21 protein-coding genes are annotated in these 19,566 nt (G+C 66.0%); 5 read left to right on the top strand and 16 right to left on the bottom strand.

The window, feature by feature from the left end; all coding sequences use genetic code 11:
- Window positions 1-35: 35 nt before the first annotated feature.
- From ALSL_RS02545 to ALSL_RS13560, 10 genes are all read right to left on the bottom strand, one after another.
- Entirely contained in the window at window positions 36-386 is a 351-nt protein-coding gene (locus ALSL_RS02545; protein WP_126536267.1) for a copper-binding protein, read from the bottom strand.
- Window positions 383-3,565 carry an efflux RND transporter permease subunit gene (locus tag ALSL_RS02550; protein ID WP_126536269.1) on the bottom strand — a complete coding sequence of 1,061 codons (3,183 nt, stop codon included), beginning with the start codon at window positions 3,563-3,565 and terminating at the stop codon, window positions 383-385. The genes ALSL_RS02545 and ALSL_RS02550 overlap by 4 nt, the downstream gene beginning before the upstream one ends.
- Window positions 3,562-5,064, bottom strand: coding sequence for an efflux RND transporter periplasmic adaptor subunit (locus tag ALSL_RS02555; RefSeq protein ID WP_017464174.1), 1,503 nt, complete (start codon window positions 5,062-5,064; stop codon window positions 3,562-3,564). The genes ALSL_RS02550 and ALSL_RS02555 overlap by 4 nt, the downstream gene beginning before the upstream one ends.
- Window positions 5,061-6,344: a TolC family protein gene (locus ALSL_RS02560; protein ID WP_026107597.1), complete on the bottom strand. Its 1,284-nt coding sequence runs from the start codon at window positions 6,342-6,344 to the stop codon at window positions 5,061-5,063. The genes ALSL_RS02555 and ALSL_RS02560 overlap by 4 nt, the downstream gene beginning before the upstream one ends.
- Before the next feature lie 75 nt (window positions 6,345-6,419).
- Window positions 6,420-6,860 carry a hypothetical protein gene (locus tag ALSL_RS02565; RefSeq protein ID WP_126536271.1) on the bottom strand — a complete coding sequence of 147 codons (441 nt, stop codon included), beginning with the start codon at window positions 6,858-6,860 and terminating at the stop codon, window positions 6,420-6,422.
- 260 nt (window positions 6,861-7,120) lie between these two features.
- A complete protein-coding gene (locus ALSL_RS02570; RefSeq protein ID WP_017464177.1) occupies window positions 7,121-7,576 on the bottom strand; it encodes a DUF411 domain-containing protein in 456 nt (151 codons plus the stop codon).
- The gene (locus tag ALSL_RS02575) at window positions 7,573-8,661 is read right to left on the bottom strand and encodes a c-type cytochrome (protein ID WP_017464178.1); all 1,089 of its coding nucleotides are present in this window, start codon (window positions 8,659-8,661) and stop codon (window positions 7,573-7,575) included. Before ALSL_RS02575 ends, ALSL_RS02570 begins: the two co-directional genes overlap by 4 nt.
- A gap of 13 nt (window positions 8,662-8,674) precedes the next feature.
- Complete coding sequence (locus tag ALSL_RS13625) at window positions 8,675-9,895, bottom strand: copper resistance protein B (protein WP_174928823.1); 1,221 nt, start codon at window positions 9,893-9,895, stop codon at window positions 8,675-8,677.
- Window positions 9,892-11,661, bottom strand: coding sequence for a copper resistance system multicopper oxidase (locus tag ALSL_RS02585; protein WP_126536273.1), 1,770 nt, complete (start codon window positions 11,659-11,661; stop codon window positions 9,892-9,894). The genes ALSL_RS13625 and ALSL_RS02585 overlap by 4 nt, the downstream gene beginning before the upstream one ends.
- A 111-nt stretch (window positions 11,662-11,772) precedes the next feature.
- Window positions 11,773-12,159, bottom strand: a complete 387-nt coding sequence (locus ALSL_RS13560; protein ID WP_161970923.1) for a hypothetical protein — start codon at window positions 12,157-12,159, stop codon at window positions 11,773-11,775.
- A gap of 117 nt (window positions 12,160-12,276) precedes the next feature.
- Between ALSL_RS13560 and ALSL_RS02590 the strand changes: the two genes are divergently transcribed.
- The gene (locus ALSL_RS02590) at window positions 12,277-13,563 is read left to right on the top strand and encodes a type II restriction endonuclease (RefSeq protein ID WP_126536275.1); all 1,287 of its coding nucleotides are present in this window, start codon (window positions 12,277-12,279) and stop codon (window positions 13,561-13,563) included.
- Between the two features lie 79 nt (window positions 13,564-13,642).
- On the opposite strand, the gene ALSL_RS02595 is transcribed toward ALSL_RS02590, so the two are convergent.
- Window positions 13,643-13,984, bottom strand: a complete 342-nt coding sequence (locus tag ALSL_RS02595; protein ID WP_231700277.1) for a hypothetical protein — start codon at window positions 13,982-13,984, stop codon at window positions 13,643-13,645.
- Between the two features lie 263 nt (window positions 13,985-14,247).
- Entirely contained in the window at window positions 14,248-14,415 is a 168-nt protein-coding gene (locus tag ALSL_RS13655) for a carboxymuconolactone decarboxylase family protein (protein WP_198410669.1), read from the bottom strand.
- 35 nt (window positions 14,416-14,450) lie between these two features.
- On the opposite strand from ALSL_RS13655, the gene ALSL_RS13895 reads away from it, so the two are divergent.
- Together ALSL_RS13895 and ALSL_RS13825 are read left to right on the top strand one after the other, a co-directional pair.
- The gene (locus ALSL_RS13895) at window positions 14,451-14,552 is read left to right on the top strand and encodes a MerR family DNA-binding protein (protein ID WP_126539982.1); all 102 of its coding nucleotides are present in this window, start codon (window positions 14,451-14,453) and stop codon (window positions 14,550-14,552) included.
- Between the two features lie 21 nt (window positions 14,553-14,573).
- On the top strand, window positions 14,574-14,699 hold the full coding sequence (locus tag ALSL_RS13825) for a MerR family transcriptional regulator (protein ID WP_269433086.1): 126 nt from the start codon (window positions 14,574-14,576) through the stop codon (window positions 14,697-14,699).
- Window positions 14,700-14,708: 9 nt separating this feature from the next.
- Here the strand turns inward: ALSL_RS13825 and ALSL_RS02610 are convergent, their stop codons facing one another.
- Window positions 14,709-15,020, bottom strand: coding sequence for a hypothetical protein (locus tag ALSL_RS02610; RefSeq protein WP_126536277.1), 312 nt, complete (start codon window positions 15,018-15,020; stop codon window positions 14,709-14,711).
- Entirely contained in the window at window positions 15,017-16,168 is a 1,152-nt protein-coding gene (locus ALSL_RS02615) for a tyrosine-type recombinase/integrase (protein WP_126536279.1), read from the bottom strand. Before ALSL_RS02615 ends, ALSL_RS02610 begins: the two co-directional genes overlap by 4 nt.
- A 169-nt stretch (window positions 16,169-16,337) precedes the next feature.
- Between ALSL_RS02615 and ALSL_RS02620 the strand changes: the two genes are divergently transcribed.
- Window positions 16,338-17,315 carry a DNA-binding protein gene (locus ALSL_RS02620; protein WP_126536282.1) on the top strand — a complete coding sequence of 326 codons (978 nt, stop codon included), beginning with the start codon at window positions 16,338-16,340 and terminating at the stop codon, window positions 17,313-17,315.
- Window positions 17,316-17,357: 42 nt separating this feature from the next.
- The gene (locus ALSL_RS02625; RefSeq protein WP_126536284.1) at window positions 17,358-17,882 is read left to right on the top strand and encodes a hypothetical protein; all 525 of its coding nucleotides are present in this window, start codon (window positions 17,358-17,360) and stop codon (window positions 17,880-17,882) included.
- 120 nt (window positions 17,883-18,002) lie between these two features.
- Here ALSL_RS02625 and ALSL_RS02630 read toward each other — a convergent pair whose 3' ends face one another.
- Both ALSL_RS02630 and ALSL_RS13900 read right to left on the bottom strand, forming a co-directional pair.
- Window positions 18,003-19,223, bottom strand: a complete 1,221-nt coding sequence (locus ALSL_RS02630) for an ISL3 family transposase (RefSeq protein WP_126536004.1) — start codon at window positions 19,221-19,223, stop codon at window positions 18,003-18,005.
- Window positions 19,153-19,530 carry a hypothetical protein gene (locus ALSL_RS13900; RefSeq protein ID WP_425479002.1) on the bottom strand — a complete coding sequence of 126 codons (378 nt, stop codon included), beginning with the start codon at window positions 19,528-19,530 and terminating at the stop codon, window positions 19,153-19,155. Before ALSL_RS13900 ends, ALSL_RS02630 begins: the two co-directional genes overlap by 71 nt.
- Window positions 19,531-19,566 lie beyond the last annotated feature (36 nt).

Consider the following 19,566-nt stretch of genomic DNA (forward strand, 5'->3'; position numbering starts at 1 on the left):
GCCGGAGGCAAGCGCCGGTTGGCGGCGGTTCCCGATCAACCTGCCGGGCTGATCGCCGTCACCGTGCTGGCCATGCCGGCCGGATGCAGGGTGAACCGCACCGACTCGCCCGCCTTCACCTTTTGCAGCAGCGCCGGTGGGTCGACCTTGAAGGTCATGGTCATCGCCGGCCAGCCGATGGCCGTAATGGCCTGGTGCTGGAGCGTGATCGTGCCCTTGGTGGTATCGATGGCTTTGACGATGCCTATGCCCTGGGCCTGAGTGGGTTTCGTCGTTTGCATACCGGCCATGCCGGGCATGTTCGGGTCCATCTGTTGGGCGAACGCGGCGGTCGAGGCCAAGGCCAGCGCACTGGCGCATGCCAGGGTTAAAACGTATTTCTTCATGGTTGGATCTCCTGGGGTGGATGAAACGTCGGGGTGGACTGCGCTGCTTTGTGCAGCCGGTACCGCATTAGCAGACGGAATGCTGCGGGTAGAACGAGCATGGACAGCAGCGGCGCGGTGACCATGCCGCCGATCATCGGTGCGGCGATGCGCTGCATCACCTCCGACCCCGCGCCGTGGCCGAGCAGGATCGGAAACAGGCCGGCGAGGATCACCGCCACGGTCATCGCCTTGGGCCGCACGCGCTGCACGGCGCCTTCGCGGATGGCCGCATCGAGCGCGGCCGCATCCGCACGGGGATCGAGCGCCAGCCGGCTATCCCAGGCCTGGCGCAGGTAGAGCAGCATCACCACACCGAACTCGGCGGCCACGCCGGCCAGCGCGATGAAGCCGATCAGCGTCGCCACCGACACGGCATGTCCGAGCACCCAGATCAGCCACAGCCCGCCGACCAGCGCCAGCGGCACGCTGGCCATGATCAGCGCGGCCTCGCTGGCGCGTCGGAACACGGCATAGATCAGCAGGAAGATGATCGCCAACGCAACCGGCACCACCAGCTTCAGCCGCTGCATCGCGCTGGCCAGGTACTCGAACTGGCCCGACCACGCCAGCGTGACGCCGGGCGGCAGGCGCACCTGCTCGGCCATAGCCCGCTTCAGCCGCGCCACCACGCCGCCGAGATCGCTGCCCGCGGCGGTGTCGACGTAGACGTAGGTGGCCAGCTGGCCGTCCTCGCTCTTGAGCATCGAGGGACCGCTCGTCACCGTCACGTCGGCTACCTGCGCCAGCGTTAGCTGAGCGCCGCCGGGAGCTACGATCGGCAACTGCCTGAGCGCCGCCACCGAATCGCGCTCCGCGCGCGGATAACGCAGCACGATCGGGAAGCGCTCTCGCCCCTGCACCGTCTGTCCGATCGGCTCGCCGCCGACCACGGTGGCGATCAGCCGCTGCACGTCGCGCTGGGTCAGGCCGTAACGGGCGGCGGCATCCGGTCGGACGTGGACATCCACATAGCGGCCGCTGGTGGGGCGCTCGGCGATCGCCGAGGCGACCCCGGGCACCTTGCGCGCCACGGCCTCGACGCGATCGGCGACGTCCTGGAGCGTGGCCAGGTCGTTGCCGAGCACCTTGATCCCGATCGGGCTTTTGATGCCGGTGGAGAGCATGTCGATGCGGTTGCGGATCGGCGGCACGAACAGGTTGGTCAGCCCCGGCACTTTCACCGCGCGGTCCAGCTCGGCCTTGAGCTTGTCCATGGTCATGCCCGGCCGCCATTGGTCTTTCGGCTTGAAGGTGATGGTGGTCTCGAACATCTCCAGCGGTGCGGGATCGGTGGCGCTGTCGGCACGCCCGGCCTTGCCGAACACGTGTGCCACCTCGGGCACGGTCTTGATCATGCGGTCGGTCAGCTGCAGCAGTTGCGCGGCCTTGCCGGCGGACAGGCCAGGCAGCGCGGTGGGCATGTACAGCAGCGTGCCTTCATCCATCGCCGGCATGAATTCGCTGCCGAGCCGGTGCAGCGGCACCAGTGCGCTGAGCATCACCAGCGCGGCGATCAAGAGCGTCGTGCGGGGAAAGCGCAAGACCGCGTCCAGAATCGGACGGTAAGCGCGCATCAGCATGCGGTTGAGCGGATTGTCGTGCTCAGCGCGGATGCGCCCGCGCAACAGGTATCCCATCAGCACCGGCACCAGGGTCACCGCCAGACCCGCCGCAGCGGCCATCGCGTAGGTCTTGGTGAACGCCAGCGGCTTGAACAGCTTGCCCTCCTGTCCCTGCAAGGCGAACACCGGCACGAACGAGAGCGCGATGATCAGCAGACTCACGAAAAGTGCAGGCCCGACCTCGGCTGCGGCCTCGGCCACCACCGTCCAGCGCTGCGTACCGCGCGCCTCGTCGCCGGCATGCGCATCGCGCCAATGTTCCAGATGCTTGTGCGCGTTCTCGATCATCACGATCGCCGCATCGACCATGGCGCCGATCGCGATAGCGATTCCGCCGAGCGACATCAGGTTGGCCGACACGCCCTGTAGATCCATCACAATGAAGGCCGCCAGCACACCCAGCGGCAGCGTCACCACCGCCACCAGCGCCGAACGCAGGTGACCCAGGAATAGCGCGCAGACCAGCGCCACCACCACGAACTCCTCCAGTAACTTGCCGCGGACGTTGTCCACGGCCGCGTCGATCAATTGCGAGCGGTCGTAGGTCGGCACGATCTCCACGCCCGGCGGCAGGCTACGCCGGATCTCGGCCAGCCGGCGCTTGACCGCAACGATCGCCGCGTGGGCGTTCTTGCCGCTGCGTAGCACCACCACGCCACCGGCCACCTCGCCCTGGCCATCGAGTTCGGTGATGCCGCGGCGGAACGTCGGCCCGCGACGCACCGTGGCCACGTCGCGCAGCAGCACCGGCACGCCGTCGACGCCGGTGTTGAGCGGAATCCGCTCGAACTGCGCGCGAGAGGTGAGGTAGCCCTCGCTGCGCACCATCAACTCGGCCTCACCCTGCTCGATCACCGAGCCGCCGTCGGCGCCGTTAGCCGCCTGCACCGCCGCTACTAGCTGCGCCACGGTGAGTCCGCGCGCGGCCAGCGCGGCCGGATCGGGCACGATCTGCCACGCCCGCACCATGCCGCCGAGGCTGGCCACTTCGGCCACATCCGGCACTGTCTTGAGCTGGTAGCGCACGAACCAGTCCTGCAGCGCGCGCAGCTGGCCGAGGTCGTGCCGGCCGCTGCGGTCGACCAGGGCGTACTCGTAGATCCAGCCGAGCCCGGTGGCATCCGGTCCCAGCGTGGGATCGACGCCAGTGGGCAGCTGGCTGCGCGCCTGGCTGAGGTACTCCAGCACCCGCGAGCGCGCCCAGTACAGGTCGGTAGCGTCGTCGAACAGGATGTAGACGTAGGAGTCGCCGAAGAAGGAGTAACCGCGCACCACCTTCGCCCCCGGCACGGACAGCATGGTGGTGACCAGCGGATAGGTGACCTGGTCCTCGACCACCTGCGGCGACTGCCCCGGCCAAGAGGTGCGGATGATCACCTGGGTGTCGGACAGGTCGGGCAGGGCGTCCAGCGGCGTGCTGCGCACCGCCAGCACGCCGGCGATGGCCAGCACCAGCGCTCCCAGCAGCACCATGATGCGGTGGGCGATGGACCAGTGGATCAGCCGCGCGATCATCGCGCATGCTCCGGCGCACTGGCGGCCGCGGCCGGCATGGCCATGTCCGACATGGCGCCCTGCCGGGCGGACGCGCTCTTCGTGGGCGTCTGCTGTATCGGCAGGCCATCCATCGGTTTCATTGGCCCGGAGGGGTCGTCCGCGAGCATGGACCGGGCCGGTTCGGCGGTCCCGTCGGGATGCACCTCCATCGCCTTGCCTGGGGCGGCCGATGACGAGTTCGCCGGCGCGGGCATGGCCATCCCGGACATCGGGCCTGCGGCTGCGTCCGCAGCGCCAGCGTCCAGCCGCTGCAGAGCTCCGGACAGGCTGGCCTCCGAGTCGATCAGGAACTGGCCGGAGACCACGACCTGTTCGCCGCCCTGCAGGCCGGCGAGGATCTCGGTCATGCCGTTGGCCGAGCGTCCGGGTCGCACGGCGATCGGGCGGAAGCGCCCCTTGCCGTCGGCGACGATGACCCGCGTATCGGTGCCCGTGCTGATCAATGCTTCGTCCGGCACCAGAGGGTGGGTGGCGCTGTCGTCCGGTCCGCGGAAGCTCACCTGCGCGAACATGCCCGGCGCCAGCTGGTGACCGGGATTGTCGAGAACGATGCGGGCGCGTTGCGTGCGCGTGGTCCGATCCACGTCCGGCAGCAGCGATTCGACCCGGCCCCGAATGATGGTGCCGGGAAGCGCGCTGACCCGCGCCTGCACCGGCGTGCCGGCAGCCACATTCGCACCCTGCGACTGCGGCAGGGCCGCCTCCAGCCACACTGTGTCGAGGCCGTTGATGGTCATCAACGGCATGCCACTGGCGACCTGCTGCCCCTCGCGCACATCGAGCGCGCTCACTACGCCGTCATTCGGTGCGCGGATCAGCACCCGGACGGTGTTGCCGTGCAGGGACCGGATCTGCTGCTCGTCCATGCCCAGTGCGCGCAGCCGCGCACGGGCCGCACCGCGTAGTGCGCGGGCATCGGCGGATGGCGCGCCGGCCAGCGCCAGGTACTCCTGCGCGGCCGCGTTCCATTGCGGCGAGATCAGCGCAGCAAGGGGCTGGCCGGCCTTTACCGACTCGTACGGTGCCCGGACGAACAGCTGGTTGATCACGCCGCTGGCCCGCGCGCTGACAGTCTGCGCTTGCCGCAGGTCCCAGCCCACCGTGCCGGGGACGCTGACATCGCGCTGCAGCCGTCCGGACTCGACCTTCATCGTGCGCAGGCCGAGGTTCTGCTGGACGGCCGGATCGATGCGCACAGACGCGTCGTTGGCGCCCGCACCGTCGGCGTACTTGGGCACCATCTGCATGCCCATCGGTGACAGGCCCGGCTTGTCGAAATGTTGCGCGGGGACCATCGGGTCGTACCAGTAGAGAATCTTTTTGCCACCGCTGCCTGCGTCTGCGGCCGCGGCCGGGGCGGTGGGCGCAGGAGCGCTGTGCCGGCCGACCAGGATGCCGATGGCGAGCAGGGTGATGGCCACCACGATCGCGGCGAGAACAAGGGTCCAGCGCTTCATGGGGCGGTCTCCGCGGCGGGCAGCAGGTAAGCGAGCGCGGCCCAGTTCCGGGCCTGTGCGGCGAGTGCGTCGGTGTAGTCCAGGAGCAACTGGATGTCGTCACGGCGGGCATCGAGCCAAGGCTGCAGCGCTCCGCCTCCCCGGTACGCCGCCAGCGCCACCCGCGCACGGTCACGCGCCAGCGGCAACAGCACCTCGCGGTCGCGAGCCACCTGGCGATTCCAGCCCTGCCAATCGGCGGCCGTCCGCGCCACCGCTTCGTGCTGGGCGCGGCGCGCGTCCTCGCGGGCGAACTGCACCGCGTCACGGGCCTCCTGGCGGGCACTGACGGCACGGTCCTGCCGGTTGCGAGTGAACAGCGGCAGGCTCACGCCCACCTGCAGCGTGACCATGTTCGACAGGCGCGGGGCGCGCTGACCGTACATCAGGTTGACGCTCCAGTCGGGATGCAAGCTGGCCTTGGCTTGATCAAGCGCCGCCTGTGCCTGTTGCTCACGCGCCTGCCACGGCTGCATTGGCGCCTGTCGGTCCACCTCACGCTGCAGGGTCGGCAACGGCACCGGCAGCCGTGTGAAATCGGGTGGATCGGCCAGCGGGGCGTCTGCCTGCGGTGGCGCAAGCCAGCGCGCCAGACTCGCCCGCGCGCGATCCAGCCCGGCCCTCGCCGCATCAATGCGGTTGGCCAGCGCTACCTGTTCGGCGCGGGCGGCCAGCGCATCGGTCGCGCCGCCTTCGCCGCCGCGCAGCCTCGCCCGTGCCATGCGCACGGCGAGGTCGCTTTCTTCCTGCAATGCGTGCAGAAGGTCGAGCCGTTTCCGGGCCACCCAGGTTTCTATCCAGGCCTCGGCGACCTGCTGGCGCACGTCCTTCGCCAGCGCCAGGCGATCGGCCTGCGCCGCTTCCACCCCCGCGGCGGCGGCGTTCTTCTCGGCCTGGCGGGCGGCACGCGAGGGAATGGCCTGCATCACGCCGACGGTGCGCATGGTCATGCCGTCCGAGCGCAGACTGAAGGCCCCGGGCGAGCTCACCGGGTAATTGGCCACGCCGAAGCTGAGCACCGGATCGGGCAGCCGGCCGGCGCGCACCGCATCGTCACGGCTGGCGGCGATCTCGGCGTCGCGGCTGTCGAGCAGAGGCGCGCGCTGCGTGCCGAGGCGTACCGCCTGGTCGAGGGTCAGCGGCTGCGCATCGTCGGCATGGGCACGCGGTGTCAACGCCGCAGCGAAAACGCATAGAAACAGGCCCGGCATCAGGCGCCGGACAAGCAATCGAGAAAACATGGTCAGACACTCCAGGGATCCGGAAACACCGGGACGCGATGGCCCGGCGAACGCAAGGCGGCCAGCAGCGGGCGGCTAGATCTGGAGCGAGCAGTACAGGAGCGTGTGGGGTGGCGCGGGGGGACACCATCGCTCGGCGCGCAGCCGCACATGGCCGCTGGATGTCTGCACGATCGCCGGCATCACCGGCAGCGGGGTGAGGATGCCGACCATCGCCAGAGGCACCGACGGCGTGCGCGCGTCCGGCTGGACGGTTTGATCGGGATGGCAGTGGCCTTCGCACAAAGCATGCGCCGGCGCCCCGGTGCGCATGTCGGCGCAGTCCGGGCCCATTTCGGCGCCGGTCACCCCGGTGTCGGCCATGTCCATGCCGGCCATGCGCATGCCGGCGGCCTCGCGGTGGGCCGTCGTCGGCATCGCGGTGCCGGTCGCCGCGGCCAGCGGCTCAGTGACGGGCAGACCAGCACACGCGTACGCCGCCAGCGCCAGTTGCTGGCACACCAGCCACAGCACCATCGCCCAAGTCAGGCGGCGACGGGTGATCGGTCGGAGGCGGCGATGATGCAGCATGAGGTCAGTAGTGTATCCCTTGGCGATAGGCGCGCGCTGACGCAGGTCAAGTTCATGCAACCAGTGTTACTGGTGCTTCGGTTCATCAGATAGGCGGCCTGAGCAGCGAAGGCCATTGGCGTCCATCATCAGCCCGCCGACGCTTTGTTGTTCCCGCAAACCGATCATGCGCAAGGGCGGCCGAATGGCCGCCCTTGCCTTGAGCCTCAGCCGGGCGATCCGTGGTGGGCGAATACGCGTGAGCTTCCGTCGCCATCGACCAGCCGTACGTCGTAAGACTGGGCTGGCCCCATCTCCATCCCGGGCGAGCCCATGGGCATACCCGGTGCGGCAAGCCCCCATGCGTCGGGACGCTCGGCCAGCAGTCGCTGGATGTCCTCCACAGGCACGTGGCCTTCGATCACATACCGGCCGATGCGCGCGGTATGGCACGACGCCAGCTGGACCGGCACGCCCAACCGCGCCTTGACGGCGGACATGGGCTCGTTCTCGTGCACGCTGACATCGAAGCCGTGATCGCGTAGGTAGCTGATCCACGCGTGGCAACACCCGCACGAGGGATCGCGATAAACGACGGCCGTAGTCCCCGCGGCCATGGCCACCAGCGGCAGGCCCAGCGCGAGTGCCAGGCCAAGCGCACCGCGCACTCCCGCGCGGATCATCGGGAGTCTCCTTCGACCGGCGCGGACTGCCACTGAACCGCTGTGATCTGCCAGGCGCCGTCGTGCTGGCGCAGGGTGAGCATCTCGCGGCTGCGCACCGTTAACGGCTTGCCCTTGGCGGTGCCGGCGATGGTGGTTTCGCTGCCGACCATGGCGGTGTCGCCCATCGCCATGGAGCCGAACGCTCCTGAAGTCACTTTGGCCTGCTTGAGGAAGGCAATATCCGCATCGAGATGGCCGCCGGCATACGCATCGCGTGTTTGCGTCTCGCTGCCTTCGCGGATGCTGACGTCGGGCGCCAGCACCGCGAGCACCGCCTCGCGATCGCCGCGTTGAAGGGCCTCATGGAACCGGCGTGCAACCGCTTCGGCACCCGGCGCGGCGCCGGCACGCAGGCCTTCCAGCGAGATCGGGGCTTCGGCGGCAGGCCCCTTGGCGCCTTGGTCGTGGTCGTGCGCGTCGGCGTGGCTGTGCTCATCCGGCATCGCCATGGCCGGCATCGCCTGCGCCGCGTCCCCATGCGTGTGGCTGTGGCCACCATCGCCGCCATCCATGTCCATGTCGTCGTCCGGCGGTGCCTTGGCGACGATGTCCTTGTACTGCGCGGCGGTCATGTCCGGCAGCTTCTGCAGGAAGGCGACCATGCTCCAGATGGTCGGATCGTCATGGCTGGCGCCCCACGCCGGCATCGCGCTCATCTTGATGCCGTGCTTGATCACCCAGAATGCTTCTTTCGGATCGACCCGCACCTGGCTCAGGTTGGGCGGCTGTGGATACAGCCCCGGGCGCAGTTCGGAGTCTTTCATTGCCGGAGTGAGATGGCACTGCGTGCACATCGCCGCGTACTGGCCGGCACCCTTGAGGATGAGCTGCGGATCGTTCAGGTCGGGCACCTTGAGGTCGGCCGAACGCGCTTGGATGGAGCGCTCGCGCAGTGTCTGCAGCAGTGCAAACACCGGCTTGGTGTGGTGGTCGTCGGCGCCGATGTTGTAGACGCCTGAATAGACGAACGCCCCGGCACCGATGGCCAGCACGCCCAGAACGACCGCCACCGTGATGCCGTGATGCTTGATGTGTTTTTTCATGATGGATTTCCCCTTAGAACCAGATGCGCACGCCCGCCACCAGCTGCGGGTCGAATACGGGTTGATGGTCGCGCCGCGCGTAACCGGCGGTGGCGCCGAAGCGGCGCACCCAGTTCACGCCGACATACGGCGCGAACTCCCGGCGGATCTCATAGCGCAGGCGCAGCCCCAGCGAGGCGTCGGAGACGCCGGCGCCAAGGCGACGCGCCGGGTCGGCCTTGCCGTACGCGTTGAGCTCGAATTCCGGCGTAAGGATCAGCCGCTGGGTGAACAGCACGTCGTAGGTGGCCCGAAAGCGCGCTGCGGTTCGACCCGACTGACCGCCGTAGGCCGTGGCTTCCACGTCGAAAAAGTACGGCGCCAGGCCCTCCACGCCGAAGGCGGCCCAGGTGCGCCCGGGGCCCACGCCGAGGTCCCGCCGAACACCCAGCTGGGTCGACCAGTAGGTGGCGATCAGGTGGTTCCACAGCACTTCGGCACTGCCGTCTTCCACACGCCCAGCGCTGCGCTCGCCCTCGCTGCGCAGCCACAGCTTGTCGGTGTCGCCGCCGTACCAGCCCTGCAGCTCCCAGGCTTGGCCGTTGGCGTCCCGGCCGTGCACGGCTTCGAGGTTGTCCAGCAGCAATCGCCCCACCTTGGGCGGCACCATGTCCATGCCCGGCATGCCGCCGTAGCCAACGCCGTCGGAATAATCGGGACTGCGCGCATCCGGCGGGGCCTTGCCGCCCTGCATGGCGCCCATCGTCATGCCGGACATGCCCTCGCCGGAAGCATCGCCGGACGTTCCCGACATCCCGGACATCCCGGACATCGACGACGACGACGGATGCTTGCCCTGGGCATGGTCAGCATGATCCCTGCCGGACATCGCCCCGTGCTGCATGCTGCCCATGTTCATCGAACCCATGTCCATCGTCCCTGTCGTGGGTGCCTTGGCGGCAGGGGCGGAATCAGGCAGCGGGCGGTGATTCATCCCGGCCATGCCATCGCCGTTCCCGGAGCGAGTAGTCCCGGCGGCTGCCGGAGCCTTGGTGCTGGACGCGCTGGCAGGCATCAGCATGCCGCCCATGTCCATCGAACTCATGTCCATCGAGTCCTTCGCCTGGGCGGTGCTGGCGGACGGTGCGGGCGCCGACTGCGCGTCCGCCGGCAGCGCCACAGCGCCACCGGCAGCGAGCGCAACGCCGAATGCCAGGCGAAGCGGGTTTTGCAACGTGCTGATGACCCGGCTCATGACACCACCACTTCGCGGAACATGCCCGCTTCCATGTGATAAAGCATGTGACAGTGGTAGGCCCAGCGGCCCACGGCGTCGGCGCTGACGGCGTAGGTGACGCGCTGCGCCGGCTGCACGCTGATGGTGTGCTTGCGCACCTGGAACGCACCGTCGGGACTCTCCAGCTCGCTCCACATGCCGTGCAGATGAATCGGGTGCGGCATCATGGTGTCGTTCACCAGCACCACGCGCAGCCGTTCGCCGGTTCGGAAGTGCACCGGCCTGGCATCGGCGAACGGCACGCCATCGAACGACCACATGTAGCGCTCCATGTTGCCGGTGAGGTGCAGCTCGATCTCGCGGCCGGGCTCGCGCCGGTCGATCGGCCCCCCTATGGTGTGCAAGTCGGCGTAGGTCAGCACCCGCCGCCCGTTGTCGCGCAGGCCCACGCCCGGGTCGTCCAGATTGGTGCGCGGCATATCCACGTGCATGTCCACGCTGGGGCCGTACTCGGTGCGGGCGTGGTGCACGGCCGGCGCCTTAGCCCCACCCATGTCCATCCCGGACATCCCGCCCATGTCCATGCCCTGCATGCCACCACCGCTATGATCGCCATTCCCCATCGCCATGGCGCCCATCATGTCCACCATCGCCAGGCGCGAACGAGGGTCCATCGCTGGCACCTCGGCCTGCATACCCAGACGCGGCGCCAGCGTGCCCCGGGCGTAGCCCGTACGGTCGATCGACTGGGCGAACACGGTGTAGGCACGGTCTTCCTGCGGCTCTACCAGCACATCGTAGATCTCGGCCACGCCGATGCGGAACTCGTCCACCGGTACCGGTTCCACGTCCTGACCGTCGGCCGCAATCACGGTCATCTTCAGGCCGGGAATACGTACGTCGAAATAGGTCATCGACGAGCCGTTGATGAAGCGCAGGCGCACTTTCTCACCCGGACGGAACAAACCGGTCCAGTTTCCGTTGGGCGTGGCGCCGTTCATCAGATAGGTATAGGTGTAGCCGGAGACGTCGCTCAGGTCGCTCGGGCTCATGCGCATGGTGTTCCACATCTTGCGCTTGGCCAACGCTGCCTGCAGGCCCATGGTGCGCACGTCACGGAAAAACTCCGGCGCGGTCGGCTCGGCGAAATTGTAGTAATCGCTTTGGCGCTTGAGCGTGGCGAAGATGTGTTCCGGGTCATCATCGCTCCAGTCGTTGAGCATCACCACGTAGTCGCGGTCGGCACGGTGGCGCTCGCCGCCCGCCGGCTCGACCACGATCGCGCCGTACAGTCCGGTCTGCTCCTGGAAACGCGAGTGCGAGTGGTACCAATAGGTGCCGCTCTGGCGCACCGGGAAGCGGTAGGTGAAGGTTTCGCCCGGCGCGATGCCGGGGAAGCTGATGCCGGGAACGCCGTCCATCTGGAACGGCAGCAGGATGCCGTGCCAGTGGATCGAGGTGGGCACCGCCAGCCGGTTGGTCACGCGCAGCGTCACCGTATCGCCCTCGCGCCAGCGCAAAACCGGGCCGGGAATGCTGCCGTTGACGGTGGTGGCGATGCGTCGCGCACCGGTGAAATCGACGGCGGTATCGCCGATAGTCAGGTCGAACGTGTCGCCACGCAGCTGCGGCATCGGCGAGGCTGGCCTTGCCGGGGCGGTGGCGCTCCAAACAGGGCCGGGGGCCAGCAGCCCTAGACCAGCCGCTGTACCACCGGCCGCCAGGCCGAGCACGAAATGACGACGTGAACGATCCACCCTGTCGGTGGGAAAGAAAGGATTCATGGGGAACTCCATCTGCGCATCCACCGGCATCGAGCATGCCTCGTGGATCGTGAAAAAACGCGGGCGTAGAGCCTGATGCTCAACGCACCATAGCGATGGTGAAGCGCAGAGTCAGACGGACGGCGGTCGCAGCGGAGGCGTCATCGCCATGGCAGGCGCGTGGGGCACGCGAAGGTGACCGAAGCGCGGGAGCATTGGCAGCGAGGCAGGCAGGCCGATGCGTGCAAGAGGCAGCGCGCTCGCGCACATGGATGCGCACATGCAGTGATGCGCGTCGGCGTGGTCAGCGCAACATCCGTCCTGCGAGGTCGGAGTCATCGCATGCCGGGCGTGCACCTGGAAGCCGTTTGCCATCGACATCGTGGTCGCGCCCATCGCGGGAGAAGTTGCCGGCTGGGCCATCGCTACGAAACTCTGGAGGACCAGTGCGAACCACGCCAGCAACCCGATCACCTGAAGGCGACGAGAGCGTTGGAGTTGATGGATGGAAGGCATCATGGTCCTACTACCATAAGCCCGCAGGCCAACTGACTCAACCATGGAGTAGGGTTCACGCGCCTCGCCGGGTGGCCAGCGGTACGCTGGACAGGCTTTGAGCTGGATTGAGGAGAGGGAATGTCCGCACTTTCGTCTGACACCATCCACGCGCTGCTGCATCGCTGGCGCGCTGATCTTGGCGGCACGTATCAGAGCTGGTTCCTGTGGGAAAGGCGCCTGAAGCATTTCCGCTCCATCCGTCGCGGCCTGCAAGCGGTGGTAGAAGAAATCGATACCGGGACCTTTGGCACGGCGTACCGCGGATCGTCGCTGGAGACCGTGGTGCACTCGATCGCCGAGCAACGTCAGATTTTCAAGGGCGCGGACCACGCGTTCCTCTGGAAACCGAAGCTGCGGATTCCGGACATCTACGAGAATCCTGAGCATCAACGGGCGTTCGGTCGATTCCTGCAGACGTGTCTGTGCTGCGATGGCGAACAGGCACTGGTCGAAGCGATCCACACGCTGGATGGGCGTGCCATCAAGGGCTTGGGGCCGGCGGCAGCCAATCTTCTGTATTTCCTGCACCCCACACTCGCCATGCCGTTCAACACGGCCATCCTCAACGGCTACAACGCGCTGACGGGCGCTAAGGCTCGTCTCGGGCGATGGGATAGCTATCTTACGATGCGTCGGCAGGTGATGACGCTCAACGATTCATGTCGCACCTTGTTGTCGAACGACCTGGGCGCCGTGGCAGGCTTTCTGTTCGACATAGGCAGCGGCCGCTATCCGTTGCCCGTCTCATCCGAAAATTCGCCGGCGGCGTGGTCCGCCTGGCAACTTGAGCTTGCGCGCGTCCGCGAAGAAAGCATCACCCTACGCAAGATGGAAGCGCAGCGACGCGAACAAGATCACTCACACACGACGGTGCAGGGCTGGTTGCGTGATCTGGGTCATGCGCTGGGCTATCGCGTATGGATTGCCAGCAATGATCGTGGCCGGGCGCATGCGGGCGGCAAGCTTGCTGACGGTTGTCTAACCTCGCTGCCATCCGCACTCAGCACCCCCAGCGCCGCCGAGGTTATCCACCTAATCGATGTGCTGTGGCTGGAGGGCGACGAGCATCGCGTGACCGCCGCGTTCGAGGTGGAACACAGCACCACGATCTACTCCGGCATCGTGCGCATGCTGGATCTGGCGCTGGGCGTGCCGGACCACCAGCAAGCCGCCTATTTTCTGGTGGCCCCCGGCAGCCGACACGGCGACGCCTGCAATCAATTTGCCCGTCCGGCTTTCAGCCGGGTGCGCGACCTGGACATGCGCTTTCTGGCTTACGAATCGCTGCAAGAACACCGTGAATCAATGGCCCGTTTCGGCAGCGGCATGAAGGCGCTACAAGCCATCGCCATGCCGTTGCGCTGAGACAAATAAAAATCAGCGGAGCTAACGCTCCGCTGATCCAGTCATCGCGCTGGCGCGATGCACGTCACCTGCACCGGGACTACGGCTTGCTGAAGCCCATGTGCACAGTGATCTTGTCGCCGGCCTTGAGGGCTTTCATGGCCGCCGGCGGAAAGTGCAGCTTGAGCGCCATGCCGCCGGCATCGACATCGACGATGCCGGTGCTGGCATCGGCGGCAGTCACCGTGGCGGGCATCTTGTGCATGCCCATCATGTTGTCCATGTGGTGCATGCCTTTCATGTGGTCCATCTTGTCCATCTGCTGCATGCCACCCAGCGGCGCAGTGGCCGGCGGCGTGGATGTCTGAGCAGAAACGACACCGGAAGACAAGGCAAATGCGACGAGGGGTGCAACAAGCATTCGAATCATGGCGTTCTCCACAATGGAATGGGTAGGTTCAAGCTCGGATAAGGTAATCCTCACAATGTTCAGATTTTCTGAAGAACCCCGAGCGCCTGTGCTTCGGACATACGCACCCAGTCATGTCCATAAGCAGGCGTCGCGTGTCACGCGCAACACCCCGATCTGTCCTGTGGCACTGCTTTGCCATCGACGTATTCCCGGTAGGCCCGGTGAGCCTTCAATGCCCACATCTCGCCTACGCAACCATCCTTGGTCGCAGCGACTGCCAGAACCTCCACGAGCTAGGCCTCGGAAGCCACGAGTTCAGCGGCTTGCACGTAATAAACGATGCATGGCTCGCAGCGAGCCGAAATCGACCACAGCATGGCACCCAAGGCTTTCTGGCGCGCAGGCAATGCGCCATCGGTGAAGATGGCAGCCTGCCGCATCTGCTGGATATGGCGGGTCACGCCTCCGCCGATACGACGAGACGCATGCGCGCCGTCTGCGCTTTATCAAGCATTTGCAAGACCTGGGTTTCAATCTCGATGAAGTGGCTGATCTGCTGGCCCTGGACGACGGGCGCCATTGCCAGGAGGCCGAGTAATTAGGAGCCAACAAGCTGACCATGGTCCGCGAGCGCATCGCCCAATTGCAGCGCGTCGAACGAGCGCTGGCCGCTCTAGTCGATCAATGTCACAGCAACACCGGTCAGGTGCATTGCCCGATCGTCTCACTGGAACTGGCCGCCTAATCGGCATGCTCATTCCTCGATGTATTGGCTGCACTCTGAAAGGAGTTGTTGGATCTCCGGCGCCTCCACGTCGGGTCGGGTCAGCAAGATCGCTCGTAGTTCACCTATCTGCCGATTGTTCGGGTTCGGCTCCGACGGGCTTTCCCAGATCCAGTCGATCACGATCGGCAACAACTCGGCCGCCGGCAGCGTCGCCACTTCGTGGCGCGTGGGGGCAACCATGCCCATGCGGTACACGGGATTGTTCAACCCATGGCTTTCGCGGGCAGCTTGAAACGCGCCCTCGGACACGCCGAAACGATCATCGGGCGAGTGAGTCATGCGTCTTCTCCAGCCGCGTGTGACTGGGTGGTGCTAGCGTGCCGAGCATCGTCTTCCGCATGCAGGTAGATCGACGTCGTAGCGATCGAGCTGTGGCGAAGATTATGCTGAATATGATGCACCGGGCTCCCGGCTTCGGCCTGGTGGGTGGCCGCGCTATGCCGGAGCCAATGGGTTGAAGCCCGCCGCAGATGCGCGGCTCGCGCTGCATCTGTCGGCGCCAAGGCTGTCGCGACCCGGCCCAACGCCTCCTTGACGATCAAGTACACCGCCGTCGCGGTAAGCGGCGCTGTGCGCCCAGCAATACCGAGAATCAATGGTCGGCCGCTATCGCCAGCTGGTAGCGCAGGCAGGTCGTGAAAGCGGCGATACCGTGCAAAATTGGCCATCAAGGGCTCGCTGAGAGGCACCTCGCCTTCGACGCCGCCCTTGCCCGTCACGCGCAGCCACCATCTGCCGCGCCGGATAAACATGTCGCGCTCGCAGGCGTCGGCGGCCTCGGCCGCCCGTAAGGCGGTTTCGTATAGAAACCGCAGGACCCATCGTGCACGCTCATAGCGCTGCTGCTCGCGTGGTGTCTCTCGCGGCCAGCGCTCCACCAAGGTCAAAACGTCCTGCCACAGGGCACGATCCAGATAACGATCGATGGTCCGCCGACTTCCGTTCCCGCCGCGACGCCGACGTGGCTGCAGCGCGAACGGTGTACCGGCGAGATAGCCGGCGCGCACCAGGTAGTTGAACAGGCTGGCCAGAATGCCGAGCGCCTGCCGACGACTGCGCTCCGACAACGGGCCTGCGAACAGTCGGCGGTGATCGCCGCGACGGGCCAGAGCGACGTCGCACCAGGTGGCCAGTGGCGCTGCCAGGAAAGCCTCGTAGGCTAGGACATCTTCCCGGGTGAGGCTGGACACCGCCTTGCCGCGGATCTGTGTCGCCCACAGCAGCAGCCGCTCGGCCTCCTTGCGGTAACTGCGGAGGGTATGCGGCGAATCGTGGTATTCAGCGAGCCACAAGCCGATGGCCGCGACGTCGTCGTTGGCCCTGATCTGCCGCACGGCGCCATGGGATGCGCGATTCGTGCCAGCGACGCCCGAGACAGCCGCTGGCAGGGTGGCGGGCACGACGGTTGAGGGGGCGTCGTCGCTCAAAGGCTTTCCGATGCCGGTGAAGGTGTGTCGCGACAGAGTACACCCAAAAGACTTTTGATTATGGGAGTTATCGTAAATTTCTCGCCATAATCGTTATTTGTATAACGTAATACTGTGATATACACAGTTAGCATTCCACGAAATTGACCCGCGAGCGACTGGAGAGGCCATGAGCCGTGTCAGTGATACCCGTCAGCGTACCCGTGAAGCCGCCGCAGCCCTGGTAGCCGGCGGCAAACGCCCGTACGAACTCACCGTCGACCTAATTTATGCCGCCATCCAGCAAGGCAGCCGCACCACCATCAACGACGAACTAAAGCTGTGGAAGGACGAGCGCGCCAAGGCCGATGCTCTGGGCGCCGACCTCCCGCCAATGATCGCGGATGCGATGCGCACTCTCTGGGTGGCAGCCGTGGAGCAAGGGGAACAGGTCTTCGGCGCGCACCGCCAAGCCTTGGAATCCGACCTGGCAGAATTGCAGCGAGTGCACGATGACGTCGTCATCGAGCGGGACACGGCACTGGCCACGACCGATCAGCTGCGGAATGAAGTGAGCCAACTTAACGGGCAACGCGCCGAATTGCAGCAGCAGCTCGCAAGTGAAACCGAAGCCAAGCGCGATGCGCTCGGGCAGGTCCAGGCGCTGCAACAGGAAGTGACGGCTGTCCGTGCCTACATGGCTCAGCAATTGGAAGCCGCACGGCAAAACCACGACCGATTGACGACCGAATTCCAGGCTACCATCGCAGCCCGTGATGCCGCTTTTCAAGCAGAGCGCGACAAAGCCAACGACCGCGTGGAGGCCGCTCAGACCCGCATGCTGCAGGAGACGGACGCGGCACGCGAAGGGCTCCGGCAATCCGAGCAACAGCTGGCCAAGCTTCGGCAGCGAAGTGAGGAACAACAGACAAGTCTCACTGAGTTGCGCCTTGAAATTGCCCGTCACCGAAGGGAGCTGGCTGAAGGCGAGACACGCCTGGCTACGCTGACCAGCATCGCCGCCGAGCGCGATCAACTCGCCCTAGAGCTTGCCACTACGCGAGGGCAAATGACCGGGCTGGCCACCGCACTTCAATCGACAGAAGCCCGTGCCGTCACGGCAGAAACGCAATTGGCTGCGACGCGTAGACGCCGGCGGTCCGAATGAGCGCGCCAATCGCCGTATAGTGCGCCTGTAATCGGAGGTGTCGTGAAACACTCGGACTTTTACATCGGCCGGGAATTCCTGGGCAGCGCGGGCTTTCGCTGGCGTTGCACGGATGTCGGCACACGAACCATCCTGGCTATCCATCTCGATCGCAACGACCCGGAGTGGTACCAGGGACCGCCGTACATTGCGACAGAAGTGGTATTCGACGAACAAGAGATGGAGCGCTGCCACCTCACGAATGAGGAGGCGCTCTCAGCGGCCGTGCGTGAGCATAAAACGGATGCGCACCCCGGCTATCCGGCAGACGCGGTCGGGCGAATGATGGAGGCGCGGCATGCGCACCGCTATCCGCATGAAGGCGTGTTGCGTTTCGATCGGCGCCGGTCGGACGGCGAGATCCTCCACCCCTATGCCGGCCGAAAAGAGGGGAGTGTCTGGATGGTCGATCTGTACTTGCCGTTCCAGAACACCTATGACGCGATGCCGGAGCATGATTTCATCGCGCTGCCGAGGGCGTCGGCCCAGGACATTCGATGGCGAGCAGATCAAACGCGCAGGCCATAGTCCGAACCCATTTTCGGCTGAACCCCAAGAGCAGCACAACGCAAGGAATGGGCAGTTAGGCGACTAACACTCGTCTATAGATCAGTGAGTTAGGCAAACAATGTCCTAATTTTTGGTTCTTCACCCAACTCCGGGGAAGGCCGCCCGGATCTTGAGGAAGAAGTAGGCGTCATCGCGGTAGCCGTAGGCGATGCGCTTGATGACCTTGATCTTGTTGTTGATGCCTTCGAGCAGCCCGGTATGCAGGGGCCAGCGCACCCGGCTGAGGATGCCGCGCCAGTAAGGTTTGAGGCATTGAGCGAAGTGGGTCAGGGCGGGGATGCCGCTTTCCTGGGCATGGCGTAGCCATTGTTTCCAGGCTGCCCGCCACGCCCAGGCTGTCGGTGCGTTCCACAGCGCCTTGAGCTGTTCTTTCATCACGTAGGCCGTCATCAGCGGCCGGTTGGCCGCCAGTACCTCGTCCAGCCGGATGTGTTCGGCTTCCTTCAGGCGCCGAGGATTGCGCAGCAGCAGCCAGTGGGCGCGCTTGACCACTCGGCGCGCCGGCTTGTCGTGACGCAGCTGATTGGCCGCGTCCACCCGCACCCGGCCAATCACCTCGCGTCCGTACTTGGCGACCACGTGGAACAGGTCGTACACCACGCGGGCATTCGGGCAGTGCTGGCGCACTTCCAGGTCGTAGGCCGTGTTCATGTCCATGGCCACGGCCTCGATAAGGGCGCAACGCGCCGGCCCGAGCTGTTCGAAGAACGGCCTGATCTCGACTCGCGAACGGCCGCGCCCCACCCACAGCACCCGCTTGCGCTCCACATCGACCACCACAGTGGCGTAGCGATGGCCCTTCTGGATCGCGAACTCGTCCATGGCGATCCGGCGCACGCCCTCCAGATCCACCGGCCCCAGATCGCGCTCCAGTGCCCGCCAGTCGATGGCCTTGGCCGTCTTCCAGTCGATGCCATGCCAACGCGCCGCGTGCAGCACCGACGTCACTGCACACAGCCGGGCCACGCTGTCGGCCAGACGCCGCGTTACCCGCGCATGCGGATCCAGCCAGTCCAACTGTTCCAGCCGCGGCCCGCAGCCCTGGCAAGCCAGCCGAAGACGCGGCACGTGCAGCTCCACCGGCGCACCGAACACGGGCAACTCGCGAATGCGCCGCATCGTCCAGTCATGGATGGCCACGACCGCCTGCCCACAGCCCGTGCATTGCCGCTGCGCCCCCGGCGTCGGCTCCAACTCGATCACCAGCCAGCGCTGCTGCCTGCGCAGCTCATAACGCCACTTGCCAACTCGGTATCCCGTCCAGCCGCCCAGACGGGACATACAATCCTGCTCGGCCACGGCCGGCCCCAGTTTGTTGCCTCAAGAACAGCAAGTCTGACCCGTCGGCCGTGCGCCTCTCTCCACTCAGTTGGGAGAAGAACCTAATTTTTGCCTTATCCGGGCTTAACCCGAATATCTCATTGGGCTCGGCGACCAGCTTCACGCGCAGGTAGTCGCGCACGGCCGTGGGGTCGAGGAGTTTCGCACCCGCTTTGAAAACCCGCTTCTCCAGCAGTGCAATGGCTTGCTGGATGATCCAGTCCTCGTGTTGGGCAGCGATGGCGGAAAGCGACTCCAGGCAGGAGTCATTGACGACGAAAGACATGGCGAACCTCCAGACGGTGAGATCGGAGGGCGCGCG

This window comes from Aerosticca soli, assembly GCF_003967035.1.
Lineage (GTDB): Bacteria > Pseudomonadota > Gammaproteobacteria > Xanthomonadales > Rhodanobacteraceae > Aerosticca > Aerosticca soli.

What these genes read in the sequence shown, in the direction of transcription:
- ALSL_RS02545 (WP_126536267.1), bottom strand. Translation starts at nt 386, where the DNA reads ATGAAGAAATACGTTTTAACCCTGGCATGCGCCAGTGCGCTGGCCTTG.
- ALSL_RS02550 (WP_126536269.1), bottom strand. Translation starts at nt 3,565, where the DNA reads ATGATCGCGCGGCTGATCCACTGGTCCATCGCCCACCGCATCATGGTG.
- ALSL_RS02555 (WP_017464174.1), bottom strand. Translation starts at nt 5,064, where the DNA reads ATGAAGCGCTGGACCCTTGTTCTCGCCGCGATCGTGGTGGCCATCACC.
- ALSL_RS02560 (WP_026107597.1), bottom strand. Translation starts at nt 6,344, where the DNA reads ATGTTTTCTCGATTGCTTGTCCGGCGCCTGATGCCGGGCCTGTTTCTA.
- ALSL_RS02565 (WP_126536271.1), bottom strand. Translation starts at nt 6,860, where the DNA reads ATGGTGCTGTGGCTGGTGTGCCAGCAACTGGCGCTGGCGGCGTACGCG.
- ALSL_RS02570 (WP_017464177.1), bottom strand. Translation starts at nt 7,576, where the DNA reads ATGATCCGCGCGGGAGTGCGCGGTGCGCTTGGCCTGGCACTCGCGCTG.
- ALSL_RS02575 (WP_017464178.1), bottom strand. Translation starts at nt 8,661, where the DNA reads ATGAAAAAACACATCAAGCATCACGGCATCACGGTGGCGGTCGTTCTG.
- ALSL_RS13625 (WP_174928823.1), bottom strand. Translation starts at nt 9,895, where the DNA reads ATGAGCCGGGTCATCAGCACGTTGCAAAACCCGCTTCGCCTGGCATTC.
- ALSL_RS02585 (WP_126536273.1), bottom strand. Translation starts at nt 11,661, where the DNA reads ATGAATCCTTTCTTTCCCACCGACAGGGTGGATCGTTCACGTCGTCAT.
- ALSL_RS13560 (WP_161970923.1), bottom strand. Translation starts at nt 12,159, where the DNA reads ATGATGCCTTCCATCCATCAACTCCAACGCTCTCGTCGCCTTCAGGTG.
- ALSL_RS02590 (WP_126536275.1), top strand. Translation starts at nt 12,277, where the DNA reads ATGTCCGCACTTTCGTCTGACACCATCCACGCGCTGCTGCATCGCTGG.
- ALSL_RS13825 (WP_269433086.1), top strand. Translation starts at nt 14,574, where the DNA reads ATGGTCCGCGAGCGCATCGCCCAATTGCAGCGCGTCGAACGAGCGCTG.
- ALSL_RS02610 (WP_126536277.1), bottom strand. Translation starts at nt 15,020, where the DNA reads ATGACTCACTCGCCCGATGATCGTTTCGGCGTGTCCGAGGGCGCGTTT.
- ALSL_RS02620 (WP_126536282.1), top strand. Translation starts at nt 16,338, where the DNA reads ATGAGCCGTGTCAGTGATACCCGTCAGCGTACCCGTGAAGCCGCCGCA.
- ALSL_RS13900 (WP_425479002.1), bottom strand. Translation starts at nt 19,530, where the DNA reads ATGTCTTTCGTCGTCAATGACTCCTGCCTGGAGTCGCTTTCCGCCATC.